Source organism: Micromonospora sp. NPDC005252 (assembly GCF_042872475.1).
Classification (GTDB): Bacteria; Actinomycetota; Actinomycetes; order Mycobacteriales; family Micromonosporaceae; genus Micromonospora.
In genome coordinates this window covers 608,633-624,847 of sequence record NZ_JBIAKN010000004.1, presented here as the reverse complement: position 1 = coordinate 624,847, position 16,215 = coordinate 608,633, and the positions used below count along the sequence as shown (strand labels likewise).

At 73.0% G+C, this 16,215-nt stretch carries 18 protein-coding genes and 1 riboswitch; of the genes, 5 read left to right on the top strand and 13 right to left on the bottom strand.

Annotated elements, in window-relative coordinates; translation table 11 throughout:
* Nucleotides 1-7 precede the first annotated feature (7 nt).
* The 4 genes from infC to ACFYPH_RS15900 form a co-directional block, all read right to left on the bottom strand.
* Nucleotides 8-658, bottom strand: a complete 651-nt coding sequence (gene infC / locus ACFYPH_RS15915; RefSeq protein WP_355171166.1) for a translation initiation factor IF-3 — start codon at nt 656-658, stop codon at nt 8-10.
* 367 nt (nt 659-1,025) lie between these two features.
* Nucleotides 1,026-1,499, bottom strand: a complete 474-nt coding sequence (locus ACFYPH_RS15910; protein ID WP_354857826.1) for a PH domain-containing protein — start codon at nt 1,497-1,499, stop codon at nt 1,026-1,028.
* Between the two features lie 170 nt (nt 1,500-1,669).
* Nucleotides 1,670-2,515: an ATP phosphoribosyltransferase gene (hisG, locus tag ACFYPH_RS15905; RefSeq protein WP_355067107.1), complete on the bottom strand. Its 846-nt coding sequence runs from the start codon at nt 2,513-2,515 to the stop codon at nt 1,670-1,672.
* 45 nt (nt 2,516-2,560) lie between these two features.
* Entirely contained in the window at nt 2,561-2,824 is a 264-nt protein-coding gene (locus ACFYPH_RS15900) for a phosphoribosyl-ATP diphosphatase (protein WP_234589761.1), read from the bottom strand.
* Between the two features lie 133 nt (nt 2,825-2,957).
* On the opposite strand from ACFYPH_RS15900, the gene ACFYPH_RS15895 reads away from it, so the two are divergent.
* The 3 genes from ACFYPH_RS15895 to ACFYPH_RS15885 are packed head-to-tail and all read left to right on the top strand — an operon-like array spanning nt 2,958 to nt 5,400.
* Nucleotides 2,958-3,812 carry a transporter substrate-binding domain-containing protein gene (locus ACFYPH_RS15895; protein ID WP_355067106.1) on the top strand — a complete coding sequence of 285 codons (855 nt, stop codon included), beginning with the start codon at nt 2,958-2,960 and terminating at the stop codon, nt 3,810-3,812.
* Nucleotides 3,809-4,654, top strand: a complete 846-nt coding sequence (locus ACFYPH_RS15890; protein ID WP_354857819.1) for an amino acid ABC transporter permease — start codon at nt 3,809-3,811, stop codon at nt 4,652-4,654. Before ACFYPH_RS15895 ends, ACFYPH_RS15890 begins: the two co-directional genes overlap by 4 nt.
* A gap of 2 nt (nt 4,655-4,656) precedes the next feature.
* A complete protein-coding gene (locus ACFYPH_RS15885; RefSeq protein ID WP_387182272.1) occupies nt 4,657-5,400 on the top strand; it encodes an amino acid ABC transporter ATP-binding protein in 744 nt (247 codons plus the stop codon).
* 56 nt (nt 5,401-5,456) lie between these two features.
* On the opposite strand, the gene ribH is transcribed toward ACFYPH_RS15885, so the two are convergent.
* From ribH to rpe, 7 genes are all read right to left on the bottom strand, one after another.
* Nucleotides 5,457-5,957: a 6,7-dimethyl-8-ribityllumazine synthase gene (gene ribH / locus ACFYPH_RS15880; protein WP_234589790.1), complete on the bottom strand. Its 501-nt coding sequence runs from the start codon at nt 5,955-5,957 to the stop codon at nt 5,457-5,459.
* Nucleotides 5,958-5,959: 2 nt separating this feature from the next.
* Complete coding sequence (locus ACFYPH_RS15875; RefSeq protein WP_354857814.1) at nt 5,960-7,225, bottom strand: bifunctional 3,4-dihydroxy-2-butanone-4-phosphate synthase/GTP cyclohydrolase II; 1,266 nt, start codon at nt 7,223-7,225, stop codon at nt 5,960-5,962.
* The gene (gene pnuC / locus ACFYPH_RS15870; RefSeq protein WP_354857812.1) at nt 7,222-7,911 is read right to left on the bottom strand and encodes a nicotinamide riboside transporter PnuC; all 690 of its coding nucleotides are present in this window, start codon (nt 7,909-7,911) and stop codon (nt 7,222-7,224) included. Before pnuC ends, ACFYPH_RS15875 begins: the two co-directional genes overlap by 4 nt.
* Nucleotides 7,911-8,549 (bottom strand): riboflavin synthase, encoded by a 639-nt coding sequence (locus ACFYPH_RS15865; RefSeq protein ID WP_387182269.1) that lies wholly within the window; start codon nt 8,547-8,549, stop codon nt 7,911-7,913. Before ACFYPH_RS15865 ends, pnuC begins: the two co-directional genes overlap by 1 nt.
* Before the next feature lies 1 nt (nt 8,550).
* A complete protein-coding gene (gene ribD, locus ACFYPH_RS15860) occupies nt 8,551-9,612 on the bottom strand; it encodes a bifunctional diaminohydroxyphosphoribosylaminopyrimidine deaminase/5-amino-6-(5-phosphoribosylamino)uracil reductase RibD (protein ID WP_354857808.1) in 1,062 nt (353 codons plus the stop codon).
* A 160-nt stretch (nt 9,613-9,772) separates the two neighbouring features.
* Nucleotides 9,773-9,942, bottom strand: a riboswitch (FMN riboswitch).
* A 78-nt stretch (nt 9,943-10,020) separates the two neighbouring features.
* On the bottom strand, nt 10,021-10,977 hold the full coding sequence (locus ACFYPH_RS15855; RefSeq protein ID WP_355067104.1) for a response regulator: 957 nt from the start codon (nt 10,975-10,977) through the stop codon (nt 10,021-10,023).
* 1 nt (nt 10,978) lies between these two features.
* Nucleotides 10,979-11,659, bottom strand: a complete 681-nt coding sequence (gene rpe / locus ACFYPH_RS15850; RefSeq protein WP_354857803.1) for a ribulose-phosphate 3-epimerase — start codon at nt 11,657-11,659, stop codon at nt 10,979-10,981.
* 254 nt (nt 11,660-11,913) lie between these two features.
* On the opposite strand from rpe, the gene ACFYPH_RS15845 reads away from it, so the two are divergent.
* Nucleotides 11,914-12,804 (top strand): septum formation family protein, encoded by an 891-nt coding sequence (locus tag ACFYPH_RS15845; protein ID WP_387182265.1) that lies wholly within the window; start codon nt 11,914-11,916, stop codon nt 12,802-12,804.
* Nucleotides 12,805-12,888: 84 nt separating this feature from the next.
* Nucleotides 12,889-13,779, top strand: coding sequence for a septum formation family protein (locus tag ACFYPH_RS15840; RefSeq protein ID WP_355136416.1), 891 nt, complete (start codon nt 12,889-12,891; stop codon nt 13,777-13,779).
* Between the two features lie 75 nt (nt 13,780-13,854).
* Here ACFYPH_RS15840 and ACFYPH_RS15835 read toward each other — a convergent pair whose 3' ends face one another.
* Complete coding sequence (locus ACFYPH_RS15835; protein WP_387182363.1) at nt 13,855-15,333, bottom strand: RsmB/NOP family class I SAM-dependent RNA methyltransferase; 1,479 nt, start codon at nt 15,331-15,333, stop codon at nt 13,855-13,857.
* Nucleotides 15,288-16,214 carry a methionyl-tRNA formyltransferase gene (gene fmt, locus ACFYPH_RS15830; protein ID WP_355136414.1) on the bottom strand — a complete coding sequence of 309 codons (927 nt, stop codon included), beginning with the start codon at nt 16,212-16,214 and terminating at the stop codon, nt 15,288-15,290. The genes ACFYPH_RS15835 and fmt overlap by 46 nt, the downstream gene beginning before the upstream one ends.
* Nucleotide 16,215 lies beyond the last annotated feature (1 nt).

Genomic DNA, 16,215 nt, shown 5'->3' with positions numbered 1-16,215 from the left:
TCCCCTGTTACTCGCCGCTGGTGTCGGCGGCGAGGCCGGTGTCACCGGCTGCTGCGGTCTCGCCGACCGCCGCGGTCTCATCGGCTTCCGGAGCGTCGGACTCGTCCGCTGCCCGGTCCCGAGGTGCACCGCGGGACGCCGTAGCGGCGACCGCGGAGGCCTTCACGGCCCGATGCGGAGCGAGAACCATGATCATGTTTCGACCGTCCTGCTTCGGAGCGGCCTCGACGTATCCCAGTTCCGTGATCTCGGATTCGAGCCGGCGCAGGAGCCGGTAACCCAGCTCCGGGCGGCTCTGCTCGCGACCGCGGAACATGATCGTCACCTTGACCTTGTCGCCCGCCTTGAGGAACCGCACCACGTGACCCTTTTTGGTCTCGTAGTCGTGCGGGTCGATCTTCGGCCGAAGCTTCATTTCCTTGATGACGGTCTGCTGCTGGTTACGCCGCGCTTCGCGCGCCTTCAGTGCGCTCTCATACTTGAACTTGCCGAAGTCCATGAGCTTGCACACCGGCGGGCGCGCCATCGGCGCAACCTCGACCAGGTCCAGATCGACGTCCGCGGCCAGCTGAAGGGCGCGCTCCAGCGGGACGATGCCCACCTGCTCACCCTCGGGGCCGACCAGTCGGACCTCACGTGCCCGGATCTGCTCGTTCACGCGTGGTTCGACGCTGATGGGGCCTCCTCGAGTCGTTTCTGCTCTGTCGCCGACCCCTGCGGCTCCCGGGTGGGAACCGACCCGGAAAGCAGAAGGCCCCGGCGCATGCCAGGGCCCGCTCGACCGGTCGGCGTGATCACAGGATCACACGTCCGGGACCGGGACGTGCCCGGAACCGGTGACCGGACCCGGCCACCGTGGCGGCGACTCGGGTGGGAGCAGGCGCTCCGCTTTCAAGGCTGTCTGCTCGCATGCGGAGACAGCCTGGTCGACACGACAACACTACACCGCCGCCTCGCTCGCCCCCAAACCGGGCACCCCGGCCGTGAGCAGCGCCGACGGTGGCGCAGGTCGGCGAGCGGCGGGGTCAGCTGCCGGCGGCGCGCTGGGCGAGGCGGTTCAGGTGGGCCTCGTGCAGCCGGCGCAGGGCGCGGACCCCGTCGACGGCCAGCTCCTTGTCGGCCGCCTGCAGGGCGACCATCGGCAGCAGGTCGTCGTCGTGCAGCTCCAGGCTCGCCCACGGCGCGCCCCGGTCGAAACGGACACCCCGGACAACCTCCCAGGGCAGCTCGTACGAGCTGATCACGTTACGAACCCGGATGACCCGCGCGTCCGCCTCCACCCGCGGGCGGGTGAACAGCAGGAAACCCAGCGCCCCGAAGATGCCCAGACCGATCATGGCGATCTGGTCGCCGCGCTGGAAGCTGCCGTAGCCGTCACCGGTCGGCCCGCTCAGCGAGGTGGCGACCACGGCGAACACCACCACCAGCGCGACCGCCGCCGACCAGCACACCACCCGGATGCGGCGGGGCTTGAGACGGACCAGCTCGGTGTCACTCACCCCACCAGTCTGCCACCCGTACTCGCCGCACAGACGCACCACCCGCCGAGCCATCACTCAGCGTCCCGCGACGCGCCCATGCCGGCGCGGCGCGGTTGATCAGTCGAGATCAGCGAAACGGGGGTGTCCCGCACGGGCGGACACCCCCGTCTCAGCGATCCCGTGAACGCTCAGAGGCGGCAGGCGTGGATGTTGGTCACCAGGATGGCGCGGGCGCCCAGCTCGTACAGCTCGTCCATGATCCGGTGCACGTCGTCGCGGAGCACCATGGCCTGCACTGCCACCCAGCCCTCGCGGTGCAGCGGCGACACGGTGGGCGACTCGATGCCGGGGGTCAGCCCGCTGGCGCGGTCCAGCAGACCGGCCGGGACGTCGTAGGCGAGCATCACGTAGCGGCGGGCCACCAGCACGCCGTGCAGGCGGCGCAGCAACTGCTCGGCCTGCGCGTGCGCCGGTGCGCCGGCGCGGCGGACCAGCACCGCCGACGAGCGCAGCAGCGGCTCGCCGAACACCACGAGGCCCGCCTGACGCAGGGTCGCGCCGGTCTCCACCACGTCCGCGATCACGTCGGCGACACCGAGGCGTACGGCGTTCTCCACGGCGCCGTCGAGGCGGATCACCTCGGCCTTGACGCCCGCCTCGTCGAGGTGCCGCTCGACCAGCCCCGGATACGCGGTGGCGATCCGGTGCCCGCCCAGATCCTGCACGGAGGCGATGTCGTCGGGGCGGGCGGCGAAGCGGAAGGTGGCCCGACCGAAGGCGAGGTCGACGACCTCCTCGGCGGGTGCGGCCGAGTCGATCAGCAGGTCCCGGCCGGTGATGCCGAGGTCGAGGTCACCGGAGCCGACGTAGGTGGCGATGTCCTTGGGACGCAGGTAGAAGAATTCGACATCGTTGGCCTCGTCGCGGCAGACGAGGTCCTTGGGGTCGGTGCGCTGGCGGTAGCCCGCCTCACGCAGCATCTGGGCGGCCGGCTCGGCCAGGGTGCCCTTGTTGGGGATGGCGACACGCAACATGACGGAGTGCTCCTTCGATCGAATCTGATCAACGACGGGGCGCACTCACAGATGTCGGTAGACGTCCTTCAGTTCGAGACCGCTGGCGAGCATCAGCACCTGGACCTGGTAGAGCAGCTGGGAGATCTCCTCGGCGGTACGCTGCGGCCCCTCGTGCTCGGCGGCCATCCACGACTCGGCCGCCTCCTCGACAACCTTCTTGCCGATGAAGTGCACGCCCTTGTTCAGCGCGGCGACGGTGCCCGAGCCCGGGGTGCCGGCGGCGGCCTTGGCCTGCAGCTCGGCGAACAACTCCTCGAACGTCTTCACGGGGAACGATTCTTCCAGCCGCCGGGCCGGCGCCCCGAGTCCGGGTCCACCGCGACCCAGTAGGCGGACAATTCCCTATCAGCATGGTGGGAAAATCTTCGATCGACGCCCATGGACCTCTACGCTGTCCGCCATGGCCAGCCGCTCACGCCTTTTCGCGCTCACCCTCGCCGGCGTCGTCGTCGCCACCGCCGGATGCGCGCCACAGGACGAGGAACCGACACCCACCGCCACGCCGTCCTGCACGAAGGACAGCCTGCCCACCCGTACGCCGGGCAAGCTCACCATCGCCACCGACCAGCCGGCGTACGAGCCGTGGTTCCGGCAGGACAAGCCGGACAGCGGCGAGGGCTTCGAGGCCGCCGTCGCGTACGCGGTGGCCGAGAAGCTCGGCTACGCCCGGGGCGACGTCACCTGGACCCGGGTCAAGTTCGACACCGCGATCGCGCCCGGGGAGAAGAACTTCGACTTCGACATCAACCAGTTCTCCGTCACCGAGGAGCGCAAGCAGGCGGTGGACTTCTCGGCCCCGTACTACCTGGTACGGCAGACCGTCATCGCGCTGAAGTCCTCGAAGATCGCCGGCAAGACCTCGCTGGCTGACCTGCGCGGCGCCCGGCTCGGCGCCCAGGTCGGCACGACCAGCTACCAGGCGATCACGGACGTCATCAAGCCGTCCGCGAAGCCGCAGGTCTACAACAGCAACGACGACGCCAAGAAGGCCCTGCAGAACGGGCAGATCGACGGGCTCGTGGTGGACCTGCCGACCGCCTTCTACATCACCGGCGCGGAGATCACCGACGCGACGATCGTCGGGCAGGTGCCGCAGGTGGGCGTGCCGGAGGCGTTCGGGCTGCTGCTGGACAAGAACTCGCCGCTGACCCGCTGCGTGAGCGGCGCGGTCGGTCAGCTCAGCGAGGCCGGCACGCTGACCGAGCTGGAGCAGAAGTGGCTCGCGCAGGTGGCGGGGGCGGCCGAGCTGAAGTGACGCCGCGGGAACACACCCCGTCCGCGGCGCAGCTGCGGCGGTCGGCGTACCGGCGTCGGCAGAGCCTGCACAGCGTGCTGATCGCGGCCTTCTCCACGGCGGCGCTCGGCACGTTGCTGGTCGTCGCCGTGACCGGCGCGCCGGGCTGGGACCGGGTCCGGCAGTCGTTCCTGGACCCGCGGATCGGCGCCGACGCGCTGCCTGCCGTGCTGGACGGGCTCTGGCTCAACGTCCGGCTGCTGGTCTGCTGCGCGGCCGGCGCGCTGCTGCTTGGGCTGGTGATCGCCGTGCTGCGGACACTGCGCGGCCCGGTCTTCTTCCCGGTACGGGCGCTGGCCGCCGGCTACACGTACACCTTCCGGGGTCTGCCCCTGATCATCGTGCTGTACCTGCTCACCCTCGGCGTGCCCGGGCTGCGGCTGCGGGGCATGCCGTCGGTGCTGGTGCTCGGCGGGCTCGCGCTGGTGCTCACCTACGGCGGCTACCTGGCCGAGGTGTTCCGGGCCGGCATCGAGTCGGTGCACCCCAGCCAGCTCGCCGCGGCCCGTTCGCTGGGCCTGACCTACCGGCAGACGATGCGGCACGTGGTGCTGCCGCAGGCCGTCCGCCGGGTGGCGCCACCGCTGCTCAACGACGTGGTGGCCCTGCAGAAGGACGTCGGCCTGGTCTCGCTCGCCGGCCCGATCGACGCGGTCCGGGCCGCCCAGATCGCCACCGCCCAGTCGTTCAACTACACCCCGTACGTCGTGGCCGGGGTGCTGTTCGTGCTGCTCGCGATCCCGCTGATCGCCGTCACCGACTGGGTGACGCTGCGCTCGGCCCGTCGCCAGTCGGGAGGCTGACCATGGCGCTGCTGCGCTGCCGGGGCCTGCGCAAGGAGTTCGCCGGCCACGTCGTGCTGGACCGGCTCGACCTGACGGTCGCCGAGCACCGGGTGGTGGCCCTGATCGGGGCGTCCGGGTCGGGCAAGTCCACCCTGTTGCGGTGCGTGAACCTCCTCGACGAGGTGGACGACGGCACCATCGAGCTGGACGGGGAGGACATCTCCGACCCCCGGGTGGACGCCGACCGGGTCCGCCGGCGGATCGGCATGGTGTTTCAGGCGTACAACCTGTTTCCGCACCTGAGCGTGCTGGACAACATCACCCTCGCGCCCCGGCGGGTGCACCGGCGGTCCCGCGCCGAGGCCGAGGCCCAGGCCCGCGACCTGCTCGACCGGGTGGGGCTGGGCGCGAAGGCGCACGCCTACCCGGACGCGCTCTCCGGCGGGCAGCAGCAGCGGGTGGCGATCGTCCGGGCGCTGGCGAACTCGCCCCGCCTGATGCTGCTCGACGAGGTCACCTCGGCCCTGGACCCGGAACTCGTCGGCGAGGTGCTGACGATGATCCGGGACCTGAAGGCCGACGGGATGACCATGGTGCTGGCCACCCACGAGATGGGTTTCGCCCGGGAGGTCGCCGACGAGGTGTGCTTCCTCGACGCGGGGCGCGTCGTCGAGAGCGGCCCACCGGAGCAGGTGCTCGGCGAGCCGACGCAGGCCCGCACGCGTCAGTTCCTGCGCCGCATCATCGAAGCCGGCCGACTCTGAGGCCAGCCGGCTCTGAGGCCAGCCGGCACCGAAGCAGAGCAGCGCCGAAGGCGGCGTCAGCCGCCGAAGCCGACCCGCTGCGCGTTGCCGGCGGCCACGGTCCGGACGGCCAGCGCCGCGTCGAGCGCCGCCACGGTCGCCGCCCAGCCCTTGTCCTCCGCCGAGCCGGGCAGCCCGGCCCGGTCCCGGGCCTGCTCGATGGTCTCCACGGTGAGCACGCCGTGCGCCACCGGCTTGCCCTCGTCCAGCGCCACCCGGGTCAGCCCGTCGGTGACCGACCGGCACACGTAGTCGAAGTGGGCGGTGGCGCCCCGCACGACCACGCCGAGCGCGACCACCACGTCGCAGCGGCGGGCGAGGGCCTGGGCGACGACCGGCAGCTCCACGGAGCCGGCGACCCGCGCCACCACGGACCGCGCCCCGCACGCCTCGGCGGCGGCGACCGCGCGCTCCAGCATGTGATCGGTCAGATCGCCGTGCCATCGTGCGGCCACCACCCCGACGGTCAACCCCGCAGCGTCGACCGCCTCGACTCCCGGCTCGCCGAAACCCGCCATCGTCATGCTCCGATCTCGTCGTCGGCGACCGGACGCCCCAGCGGCGCCTCGGACACCTCGTCCAACTCGTCCAGCAGGTGACCCATCCGGTCCCGCTTGGTGCGCAGGTAGCGCAGGTTCTCCGGATGCGCGCCGGCCGGCAGGCTCTCGCGGCCGGTGACGGTGAGCCCGTAGCCCTCCAGCCCGGCCCGCTTCGCCGGGTTGTTGGTCAGCAGCCGCATCGAGCGCACGCCCAGGTCGTACAGGATCTGCGCGCCGGTGCCGTAGTCGCGGGCGTCGGCCGGCAGACCCAGGTCGAGGTTGGCGTCCACGGTGTCGCGACCCTGGTCCTGCAACTGGTACGCCTGCAGCTTGTGCAGCAGGCCGATGCCGCGTCCCTCGTGCCCGCGCACGTAGAGCACCACGCCGCGGCCCTCGCGGGCGACCCGGGCCAGCGCGGCGTCCAGCTGCGGCCCGCAGTCGCAGCGCAGCGAGCCGAACACGTCCCCGGTCAGGCACTCGGAGTGGACCCGGACCAGCACGTCCTGACCGTCGCCGAGGTCACCGAGCACCATCGCGACGTGCTCGGCCGGGTCGTGCTCGGCACGGTAGCCGAGCGCCCGGAACACCCCGTGCCGCGTCGGCATCCGGGCGTCGGCGACCAGCTCGACCTGCTTCTCGGTACGCCGCCGGTAGGCGATCAGGTCGGCGATGGTGATCAGCGTGAGGCCGTGCTCGGCGGCGAACTTCTCCAGGTCCGGCAACCGCATCATGGTGCCGTCGTCGTTGACCAGCTCGCAGAGCACGCCGGCCGGGCGCAGCCCGGCGAGCCGGGTCAGGTCGATCGCCGCCTCGGTGTGCCCGGGTCGGCGCAGCACCCCGCCCTCGCGGGCGCGCAGCGGCACCACGTGCCCGGGCCGGGCCAGGTCGGTCGGATCGGTCGCCGCGCCGGCGAGCAGCCGGCTGGTGTGCGCGCGGTCGGCCGCCGAGATGCCGGTGCTGATCCCCTCCCGGGCGTCCACGGTCACCGTGTACGCGGTGCCGCGCCGATCCTGGTTGGTGTGGTGCATCGGCGGCAGGTCGAGCCGGTCGGCCTCGCTCTCGGTCAACGCCACGCAGACGTACCCGGAGGTGTGGCGCACCATGAACGCCATCAGCTCCGGCGTGGCCCGCTCAGCCGCGAAGATCAGGTCGCCCTCGTTCTCCCGATCGGCGTCGTCGACCACGACGACCGGCCGCCCGGCGGCGATCTCGGCGATCGCCTCGTCGATATCGGCGAAGCTGCTCATGCGACGGCCTCCGTGTAGGTGGGCGGGAGTGCGGCGGCCGGCCGGGTGGCGCGCGAGGTGCGCCACCAGGCGGCGAAGCCCCAGGCGCAGAAGGCGCCGTAGACCAGGTACATGGCCGCCGACGGGTAGAACCCGCCGCGCAGCAGCAGCGGCACGCCGACCGCGTCCACCGCGATCCACACCAGCCAGAACTCGACCCAGCCACGGGCCATGCCGTAGGTGGCCAGCAGACTGCCGGTGAGGATCCAGGCGTCCGGCAGCGGGCCCCAGGAGCCCAGCGCCTTGAGCACCGGGTACGCGGCGGCGGTGCCGACGACGGCGGCCAGCAGCAGCACGAGCCGCTCCCGCCCGGTGGCCCAGCGCGGCAGCACCGCGGCGTGGTCGGCGTCGACGCGGCTGTTGCGACGCCACCGCCACCAGCCGTAGACGCTCACCGCGAAGAAGAACACCTGCCGGCCGGCCTGCCCGTACAGGTCGTGCGCCTGCGGGGTGGCGAACACCCCGCCGAGGAAGACGGTGAACAGCAGCGCGTTGCCGATCATGCCGACCGGCCACGCCCAGACCAGCCGGCGCAGCCCGAGCAGCGCGGAGACCAGCCCGAACACGTTGCCGACGATCTCCCGGGCCAGCACCGGCGAGCCGGCCACCTGCACCTGGGCGTCGAGCAGCCAGCCGAGGGGGCCCATCAGGCCACCCCGCCCGTGCTCGGGGTCGCCCCGGACGCGTCGGTGAGCCGGGCGCCGAGCAGCCGCTCGACGTACTTGGCCAGCACGTCGACCTCCAGGTTGACCGGGTCGCCGACGCCCTTCGCGCCGAGCGTGGTCAGCTTCAGGGTGGTCGGGATCAGCCCGACGGCGAACTCGTCCGCGCCCACCTCGGCCACGGTCAGCGACACGCCGTCGATGGTGATCGAGCCCTTCTCCACCACGTACCGGGCCAGGGCGGCGGGCAGCCGGAACCGCACCGTCTCCCACTGCTCGGCCGGTTCCCGGGAGATCAGTTCGCCGACGCCGTCGACGTGGCCCTGCACGAGGTGCCCGCCGAGGCGGCTGCCCAGCGCCGCCGCCCGCTCCAGGTTGACCGGGTCGCCGGGGCGCAGCGCGCCCAGCGCGGACCGCCGCAGGGTCTCGCCCATGACGTCGGCGGTGAAGATGCCGTCGGCCGCGTCCACCACCGTCAGGCAGACGCCGTTGACGGCGATGGAATCACCGTGGCGGGCGTCCGAGGTGACCAACGGGCCGCGCACGACGACCAGCGCCGAATCGCCCGCCGTGGCCGTGACCCGGACGATCTCCCCCAACTCCTCGACAATGCCGGTGAACATGTCAGCCCTCCCTTTTGCGGGGCAAAGCGGTGATCCGGAGATCCGGACCGACCTGCGTAACGTCCACGAACTCCAGATCGATGGCCTCAGCGATGGTCGTCACTCCCGCGTCGACCAGGGCGGTGGGGCCGGCGCCGAGCAGCCGGGGCGCGACGTACCCGACGATCTTGTCGACCAGGCCGGCGGCCAGGAACGCGCCGGCCAGCCGGGGGCCGCCCTCCAGCAGCACCGCGCGGACCCCGCGCTGGTGCAGCGCCGCGAGCAGCGCCGACAGGTCGACCCGGCCGTCCGGGCCCGCGCCCACCTCGGCCGCGGTCGCGATCCACGTCCGCGCGGCGCCGTCGCGGACCCGGGCGTCGAAGGGGGTACGCCCCGAGCTGTCCACCACCACCCGCAGCGGCTGCCGGATGGCCAGGCTGCCGTCGCGCAGGTTGCGGGCGGTCAACCGGGGGTCGTCGGCGAGCACGGTGCCCACCCCGGCGACGACCGCGTCGACCGTGCCGCGCAGCGCGTGCACGTCGATCCGGGCCGCCTCCGAGGTGATCCACATGCTGGTGCCGTCCGCGGCGGCGGACCGGCCGTCGACGGTGGCGGCGTACTTCCAGATGACGTACGGCCAGCCCCGGCGCATCGAGGTCAACCACGCGACGTTGCCGGCCTCGGCCTCGTCGCCGCGTACCCCCAGATCCACCTGGACCCCGGCGGCGCGCAACGTGGCGGCGCCGCCGGAGGCCACCGGGTTCGGATCGGGCACGGCGATGACCACGCGGGCCACCCCGGCCTGGACGAGCGCGGTGCTGCAGGGGCCGGTGCGGCCGGTGTGGTCGCAGGGTTCCAGAGTGACGACCGCGGTGCCGCCCTCGGCGCGCGGGCCGGCCTGGGCCAGCGCGACGATCTCGGCGTGCGGCCCACCGGCGTAGGCGTGGAAGCCCTCCCCCACGACCTCGCCGTCGGCGTCGAGCAGCACGCACCCGACCACCGGGTTGGGGCTGGTGGTGCCCAGCCCGCGAGCCGCCAGCTCGATCGCACGCCGCATCGCCTCATCGACGGAGACGCTGGCCATCGCCCTGTTCTGCCCTCTCACTCGCCGGTCCGCGCGCGGGCGGTCAGGGAGGCGGCATGGACCGCGGGCAGGCGGCGGCGGAGTCCGGGTACGGCACAGCCGACCCGGATGGGCGGCACGGCACGCTGACGCCAGCGGCCGGCTCGGACCCGTCCGTCCCGCGCGCTGTCTCCCATCCGGACTGTCTGGGCGCGGACGAACCGCCCCCAACCGTCGGCCCCGGATTTTCACCAGGTCCACCGGGCGGCAAGCCGTCCGGGTCGCGGGCTGACCACGGTTGGACCGTGGATCACCGCCGGTTCGGAATTTCACCGAGTCCCGCCAGCGCGTGGTGGGTACTCCGCAGTCTTACACGCCGAACGCGGTGTGTCCTTATCCAGGCGAGCTAGTTCACAGCGGGATCACGCGTCAGGTGACGCCGCGCCGCCGGTCCACCGCCACGTACGACCCCGGTTGGCTCTTGGCGACCGTCTTCATCTCCGAGGCCACCGCGATCGCCTCCAGGGGGTCGGTGAACCGCTTGCCGGCGTCGGAGAGGGAGACGCCGATGGACAGCGTGACCAGGGCGGCCCGGCGGATGTTGCCGCGCCGGTCCTTCAGCTCGACGAAGCCGCGCTCACGGTCGGTGGCGTCGTAGAGCGTGTCGGCGGACTTCTCGAAGTCGACCACCGCCCGGGAGGTCAGCGGGCGGACCTGGTCCGGCGCGCAGACGATCACGAAGTCGTCGCCGCCGACGTGACCGAGGAACGCCGGCGGCAGACCCACCGCCACCACCGCCCGGTGCAGGCTGCGGGCCAGCGCGGAGATGAAGTCGTCGCCACGCACGAAGCCGTACCGGTCGTTGACGCTCTTGAACCGGTCGATGTCGATGTAGCCGACCGCGTAGTCCACCCCGTGCCGGACCCGGTCGCTGATCTCCCGCCGGATCCGGCTGTTGCCGGGCAGCCCGGTCAGCGGGGAGACCTCCCGGAACTCCTTGTTGCGGCGCAACGTCGAGGAGACCCGGGCCACCAGCTCGGCGGTGTCGAACGGCTTGACCAGGTAGTCGTCCGCGCCGGCGCTGAGCCCGTGGACCTTGTCGACGGTCATCCCCTTGGCCGTCAACATGATCACCGGAATGGCGGAGGTCATCGGGTCGGCGCGCAGCCGTCGGGTCAGCTCCAGCCCGTCGATGCGGGGCATCATGAGGTCGACCACGGCCAGGTCCGGCCGTTGCCGCTCGATGACCTCCAGGGCCTCCTGGCCGTCACTGGCGTGGATCACCTCGAAGCCGTGCAACCGCAGGTTGAACTCGACGAACCGAGCGATGTCCGCGTCGTCGTCGACGACGAGGATGATGTCCTTGCGGTCGGCCTCCGGCTCCACCTCAGGCCCCGGGCGCCGCGCGCTCCGCCAGGGCCCGCAGTCGCCGGACCGCCTCGGCCGGGTCGGCGGCGCCGTAGACGGCGGTGCCGGCCACGAACGCGTCGGCGCCGGCGGCGGACGCCTGCTCGATGGTGTCGGCGGCGATCCCGCCGTCCACCTCGATGCGCAGCTCCAGGTGGCCGGCGTCGACGTGCCGGCGGGCGGCGCGGACCTTGTCCAGCAGCTGCGGGATGAACCGCTGCCCGCCGAAGCCCGCCTTGATCGTCATGATCAGCAGGGTGTCGAAGCTGGGCAGCAGCTCCAGGTACGGCTCGATCGGGGTGTCCCGGTCGATGGCCAGCCCGGCCTTCGCGCCGGCCGAGCGCAGGTCCTTGGCGAGCGCCACCGGGTCGTCGGCCGCCTCGGCGTGGAACGTGACGTTGTACGCCCCGGCGTCGGCGTAGCCGGGGGCCCACCTACGCGGGTCGGAGATCATCAGGTGCACGTCGAACGGCATCGTGGTGGCGGCTCGCAGGCTCTGCACCACGGGCAGCCCGATGGTCAGATTGGGCACGAAATGGTTGTCCATCACGTCCACGTGCAACCAGTCCGCGGCGTCCTCGACGGCACGGACCTCTTCGGCGAGGCGGGCGAAATCGGCGGCCAGGATGCTCGGCGCGACGATCGGCGGCGGTACGGTCACGGGGCCAGTGTACGAACGCGGCCACCCGCCGCCCGCAGCACGGCACCAACTCCGACACGCTGTGATCCAGCAGTGACCAGTAGTGCAGAATAAGCCGGTCCGGGCCATCGATTCCGGACGAACAGACATCAGTGGCTGGCCGATCGACCGAAACGCGACGACACTCCAACCGGGACGGTGCCGTAGGCTGCACGCCCGCCGGGGTCGCGCCGCGGGGCGCGGTGACCGGTCGCCAGCTCCCGGGAGGGCGGACGATGCGACGGTGGCTTCCAGCGCTGGCGCTGGTCGGCATCACGACGATGCTGCTGGCCGGCTGCGGTCCGGCACGAGGCGCGGACGGTGACCTCACCGACGACTGGCCGGCACTGCGGGTTCCAAGACCGTTCACCCCCGCCACCGACACCTGCCTGCCCCGGATCACCTCGGTCGTGCAGGCCAGCACGTACGAGACTGTCGACTGCGCCCGCAGCCACCTCGCCGAGGCGATCCACGTCGGCACGTTCACCGGCACGGCCGCGCAGGCCGGCACCCGGCCGGGCCCGGGCTCGACCGCGCTGCGCGCGGCCCGCTCGGAGTGCGACCAGCGGGCCCGGGAGGTGCTCGGCGGCGACTGGCACACGGCCCGGCTCACCCTGACGCTCTCGCTGCCCAGCGGCCCAGCCTGGACCGGCGGCGCACGCTGGTTCCGCTGCGACCTCAGCGAGACCGACAGCATCGACAACACCCGGCCGGTGAACCGCGTCGGCAGCCTGCGCGGGGCGTTGATCGGCGACACCCCGCTGACCCACGGCTGCTTCGACCCCAAGCTGATCGGCGACAACCTCAACTACATGGCCCCGGTGCTCTGCACCGAGCCGCACCGCGCCGAGTTCGTCGGCGTCTACGAGGAACGGGACATGAGCTGGGCCGAGTTCACCCGCGCGGGCGAGCAGGCGCACCGGCGCTGCATGGCGTTGATCGCCACGTACGCGGCCGTGCCGAACAACAGCGACCTGCCGTACCGGGCCGGGTCCATCTACTACCCACCGTCGCAGCGGGAATGGGAGGAGGGCGACCGTGGAGTGCGCTGTTTCCTGTGGAGCGACGACCGCAGACTCACCCGTTCGATGCGCGGCGCCGGCCCCGAGGGACTGCCCGCGATCTGAGTCGCGGTGCCGTATGCTGCTGCGCCGTGGCGCTACCGGCCGGCTGGGGGCCGTCCGGAGGTCACCAGCGGCGGGAGGTCGACGATGCGACGGTGGTTGACGGCGATTGCCGGGGGCGCGGTGGTGGCCCTGGCGCTCACCGGCTGTGGCGCACCCGCCGGAGTCGACCGTGACCTCATCGACGACTGGCCGGCGCCCGTGGTGGCGCAGCAGTTCGTCCCCGCCGCCGGCGTCTGCCACCACTCCTCCCAGCAGGTCGGCTTCCTCAGCGGCTACAACCCCATGGAGTGCGCCGAGTCGCACCGGGTGGAGACCCTGCACGTCGGCACGCTCACCGGCCCCGGCACCGAACGCGGCACACCTCCGCCGCCCGGCTCGGTGGGCATGCGGGCCGCGCAGGCCGGCTGCGAGACGGAGGTCAACAAGGCCGTCGGTGCCGACTGGCGCTCCGGGCGCCTCGGGCTCGCCGTCGTGCTGCCCTCGCCGGCCGCCTGGGCCGGCGGGGCCCGCTGGTACCGCTGTGACGTCACCGAGATCGCCAGCATCGACGACACCGCCGTCGACCTGCGCACCGGCAGCCTGCGGGGTGCCCTGACCGGCGCGTCGCCGCTGGCGTACCGCTGCTTCAACCCCAAGCTGGACAAGGACAAGATCGAGGAGATGGTGGCGGTGTCCTGCACCGCCAAGCACCACGCCGAGTTCGTCGGGATCTGGCAGGCCCCGGACATCAGCTACGCGGAGTTCAACCGCACCACCAAGCGCACCCACCGGGCGTGCCAGTCGGTGACGGCCAAGTACGCCAAGGTGCCCGACAACTCGCAGCTCGACTTCCGCGCCGGAACGATCTACTACCAGCCGTACGAGCAGGAGTGGCGCAACGGCAACCGCGGCGTGCAGTGCTTCCTCTGGATCAGCGACCGGGACCTGACCCGCTCGCTGAAGAACGCCGGCACCAAGGGCCTCCCGGTCACCTGATTCCGGCCGGCACGACCGCACCCGGCCGGCTCGGCCGGGTGCGGTGTCGCGTTCAGCCCTCGCGCGGGGCGGCTGTCAGCCCTTGCGCAGGACGGCGAGGAACATCGCGTCGGTGCCGTGGCGGTGCGGCCAGAGCTGCACGGTGGGGCCGTCGCCCAGGCCGGGCATGCCGGCCGGCAGCAGCGGTCGGGCGTCGACGAAGTCCACCGACACGCCGCTGCGGCGAGCCGCCTCGGTGACCGTCACGTGCGTCTCGACGGTGTGCGGCGAGCAGGTGACGTAGGCGACCAGCCCGCCCGGTCGGACCGCCCGCAGCGCGGCGCCCAGCAACTCCCGCTGCAGCCGGGTCAACGGCGGCAGGTCGGAGGGCTGGCGGCGCCAGCGCGACTCGGGCCGGCGACGCAGCGAGCCCAGCCCGGTGCACGGGGCGTCCACCAGCACCCGGTCGAAGTGGCCCTCCGGCAGCTTCGGGTCCGCGCCGACCTCACGACCGTCGGTGGCCACCACGGTCACCGGCAGACCCCGGGTCGCCTGGGACACCAGCCGAGCCCGGTGCTCGGCCACCTCCACGGCGGTCAGGTGGGCGCCGCGCTGCGCGGCCAACGCGCCGAGCAGGCCGGCCTTGCCGCCCGGACCGGCGCACAGGTCCAGCCAGCGCCCGTCCGGGCCGTCCAGCGGCGCGTCGGCGAGCGCGGCGGCCACGAGTTGGGAGCCCTCGTCTTGGACGTGGGCGCGACCGTCGACCACCGCCGGCACGTCGCCCGGGGCGCCGCCGGGAAGGTAGACGGCGTACGGCGAGAAGGCGCCGGGCGCGCCGCCGACCTGGTCGGCCAGCTCGATCGGGTCGATCAGGCCGGGACGGGCGCACAGGTGCACCGGGGGACGCTCATTGTCCTCGATCAGGAGCCGGGCGGTCTCGCCCAGGTCGCCGTCGAGCGCCTCGGAGAAGGCCCGCACGATCCACTGCGGGTGGCTGTACGCCAGCGCCAGGTGCCCGACCGGGTCGGTCTCGATCGGCGGGGCGAGCTTGGCCACCCACCCGTCGATGTCGCGGGTGGACACCTCGCGCAGCACCGCGTTGGCGAACCCGGCGGCGCCCGGCGCGACCGAGCGGACCAGGTCCACGGTCGACGACACGGCGGCGTGCGGAGGCACCCGGGTGTGCAGCAGCTGGTACGCCCCGATCCGCAGCGCGTCGCGCGCCGGCGGGTCGATGCGGGCCACGTCCCGCCCGGACGCGTCGCTCAGGATCGCGTCGAGCGTGCCGAGGTGGCGCAGGGTGCCGTAGGTCAGCTCGGTGGCGAACGCGGCGTCGCGGCCGTACAGCCCCTCCTCGCGCAGGATGGTGGGCAGCACCAGGTTGGCGAAGGCGTCGTCGCGGTGCACGGCGGCCACCGCCTCGTACGCCACGCGTCGTGGCCGGTCCAGGGGCGGCCGGGTCGGCCGGCGGTCGCCGCCGCGGCCGGCGGACGAACCGCCTCGGAACGGACGCGTCCCCTCCGGGGCCGTCACGCGAGACCCTCGCCGGCGCTGACGCGGACGCCGCGCGCCCAGTCGGTGGCCGCCATGGCGCGCTTGCCCGCGGCGCGGACCTCGCCGAGGCGCACCGGCACGGTGGCCGTGCCGGCCAGCACCCGGTTCTTCTCCACCAGCAACTCCCCTGGTTTCAGGTCCGGGCCGTCGGCCACCGGTGCGACCGGGCCGAGCTTCACCCGCTCGTCCCGGAAGGTCGTCCACGGCCCCGGGGCCGGCGTGCAGGCGCGGATCCGCCGGTCCACCGCGAAGGCCGGGTCACCCCAGCGCACCCGGGCGTCCTCCACGGTCAGCTTCGGCGCCAGCGACACCCCGTCGGCGGGCTGCGGCTCGGCCCGCGCGGTGCCGTCGGCGATCGCGTCGAGCACCGCCACCAGCAGCCCGGCGCCGGAGTCGGCGAGCCGCTCCAGCAGGTCGCCGGAGGTGTCGCCGGGGCGGATCTCGTCGGTCAGGGTGCCGAAGACGGGGCCGGTGTCCAGGCCCTGCTCCAGTTGGAAGACGCTGGCACCGGTCAGCTCGTCGCCGTGCAGCACGGCGTGCTGCACGGGCGCGGCGCCCCGCCAGGCGGGCAGCAGCGAGAAGTGCAGGTTGATCCAGCCGTACCGGGGGATCTCCAGGGCGGCCGGCGGAACCAGCGCGCCGTAGGCGACCACCGGCACGCAGTCCGGGGACAGCTCGCGCAGCCGGTCGAGGAACTCCGGGTCGCGGGGGCGGGCCGGCGTCAGCACCTCGACGCCGTGCTCGTCGGCCCACGCGCCGACCGGGGAGCGGGACAGGCCACGCCCCCGCCCGGCGGGCGCGTCGGGCCGGGTGACCACGGCGACCAGCTCGTGCCGGGAGGCCGCGACGGCGGCCAGGGCGGGCACGGCCACCGCCGGCGTACCGGCGAAGATCACACGCATC

What these genes read in the sequence shown, in the direction of transcription:
- ACFYPH_RS15865 (WP_387182269.1), bottom strand. Translation starts at nt 8,549, where the DNA reads ATGTTCACCGGCATTGTCGAGGAGTTGGGGGAGATCGTCCGGGTCACG.
- ACFYPH_RS15840 (WP_355136416.1), top strand. Translation starts at nt 12,889, where the DNA reads ATGCGACGGTGGTTGACGGCGATTGCCGGGGGCGCGGTGGTGGCCCTG.
- fmt (WP_355136414.1), bottom strand. Translation starts at nt 16,214, where the DNA reads ATGCGTGTGATCTTCGCCGGTACGCCGGCGGTGGCCGTGCCCGCCCTG.
- ACFYPH_RS15875 (WP_354857814.1), bottom strand. Translation starts at nt 7,225, where the DNA reads ATGAGCAGCTTCGCCGATATCGACGAGGCGATCGCCGAGATCGCCGCC.
- ribH (WP_234589790.1), bottom strand. Translation starts at nt 5,957, where the DNA reads ATGGCGGGTTTCGGCGAGCCGGGAGTCGAGGCGGTCGACGCTGCGGGG.
- pnuC (WP_354857812.1), bottom strand. Translation starts at nt 7,911, where the DNA reads ATGGGCCCCCTCGGCTGGCTGCTCGACGCCCAGGTGCAGGTGGCCGGC.
- ACFYPH_RS15895 (WP_355067106.1), top strand. Translation starts at nt 2,958, where the DNA reads ATGGCCAGCCGCTCACGCCTTTTCGCGCTCACCCTCGCCGGCGTCGTC.
- ribD (WP_354857808.1), bottom strand. Translation starts at nt 9,612, where the DNA reads ATGGCCAGCGTCTCCGTCGATGAGGCGATGCGGCGTGCGATCGAGCTG.
- hisG (WP_355067107.1), bottom strand. Translation starts at nt 2,515, where the DNA reads ATGTTGCGTGTCGCCATCCCCAACAAGGGCACCCTGGCCGAGCCGGCC.
- ACFYPH_RS15885 (WP_387182272.1), top strand. Translation starts at nt 4,657, where the DNA reads ATGGCGCTGCTGCGCTGCCGGGGCCTGCGCAAGGAGTTCGCCGGCCAC.
- ACFYPH_RS15845 (WP_387182265.1), top strand. Translation starts at nt 11,914, where the DNA reads ATGCGACGGTGGCTTCCAGCGCTGGCGCTGGTCGGCATCACGACGATG.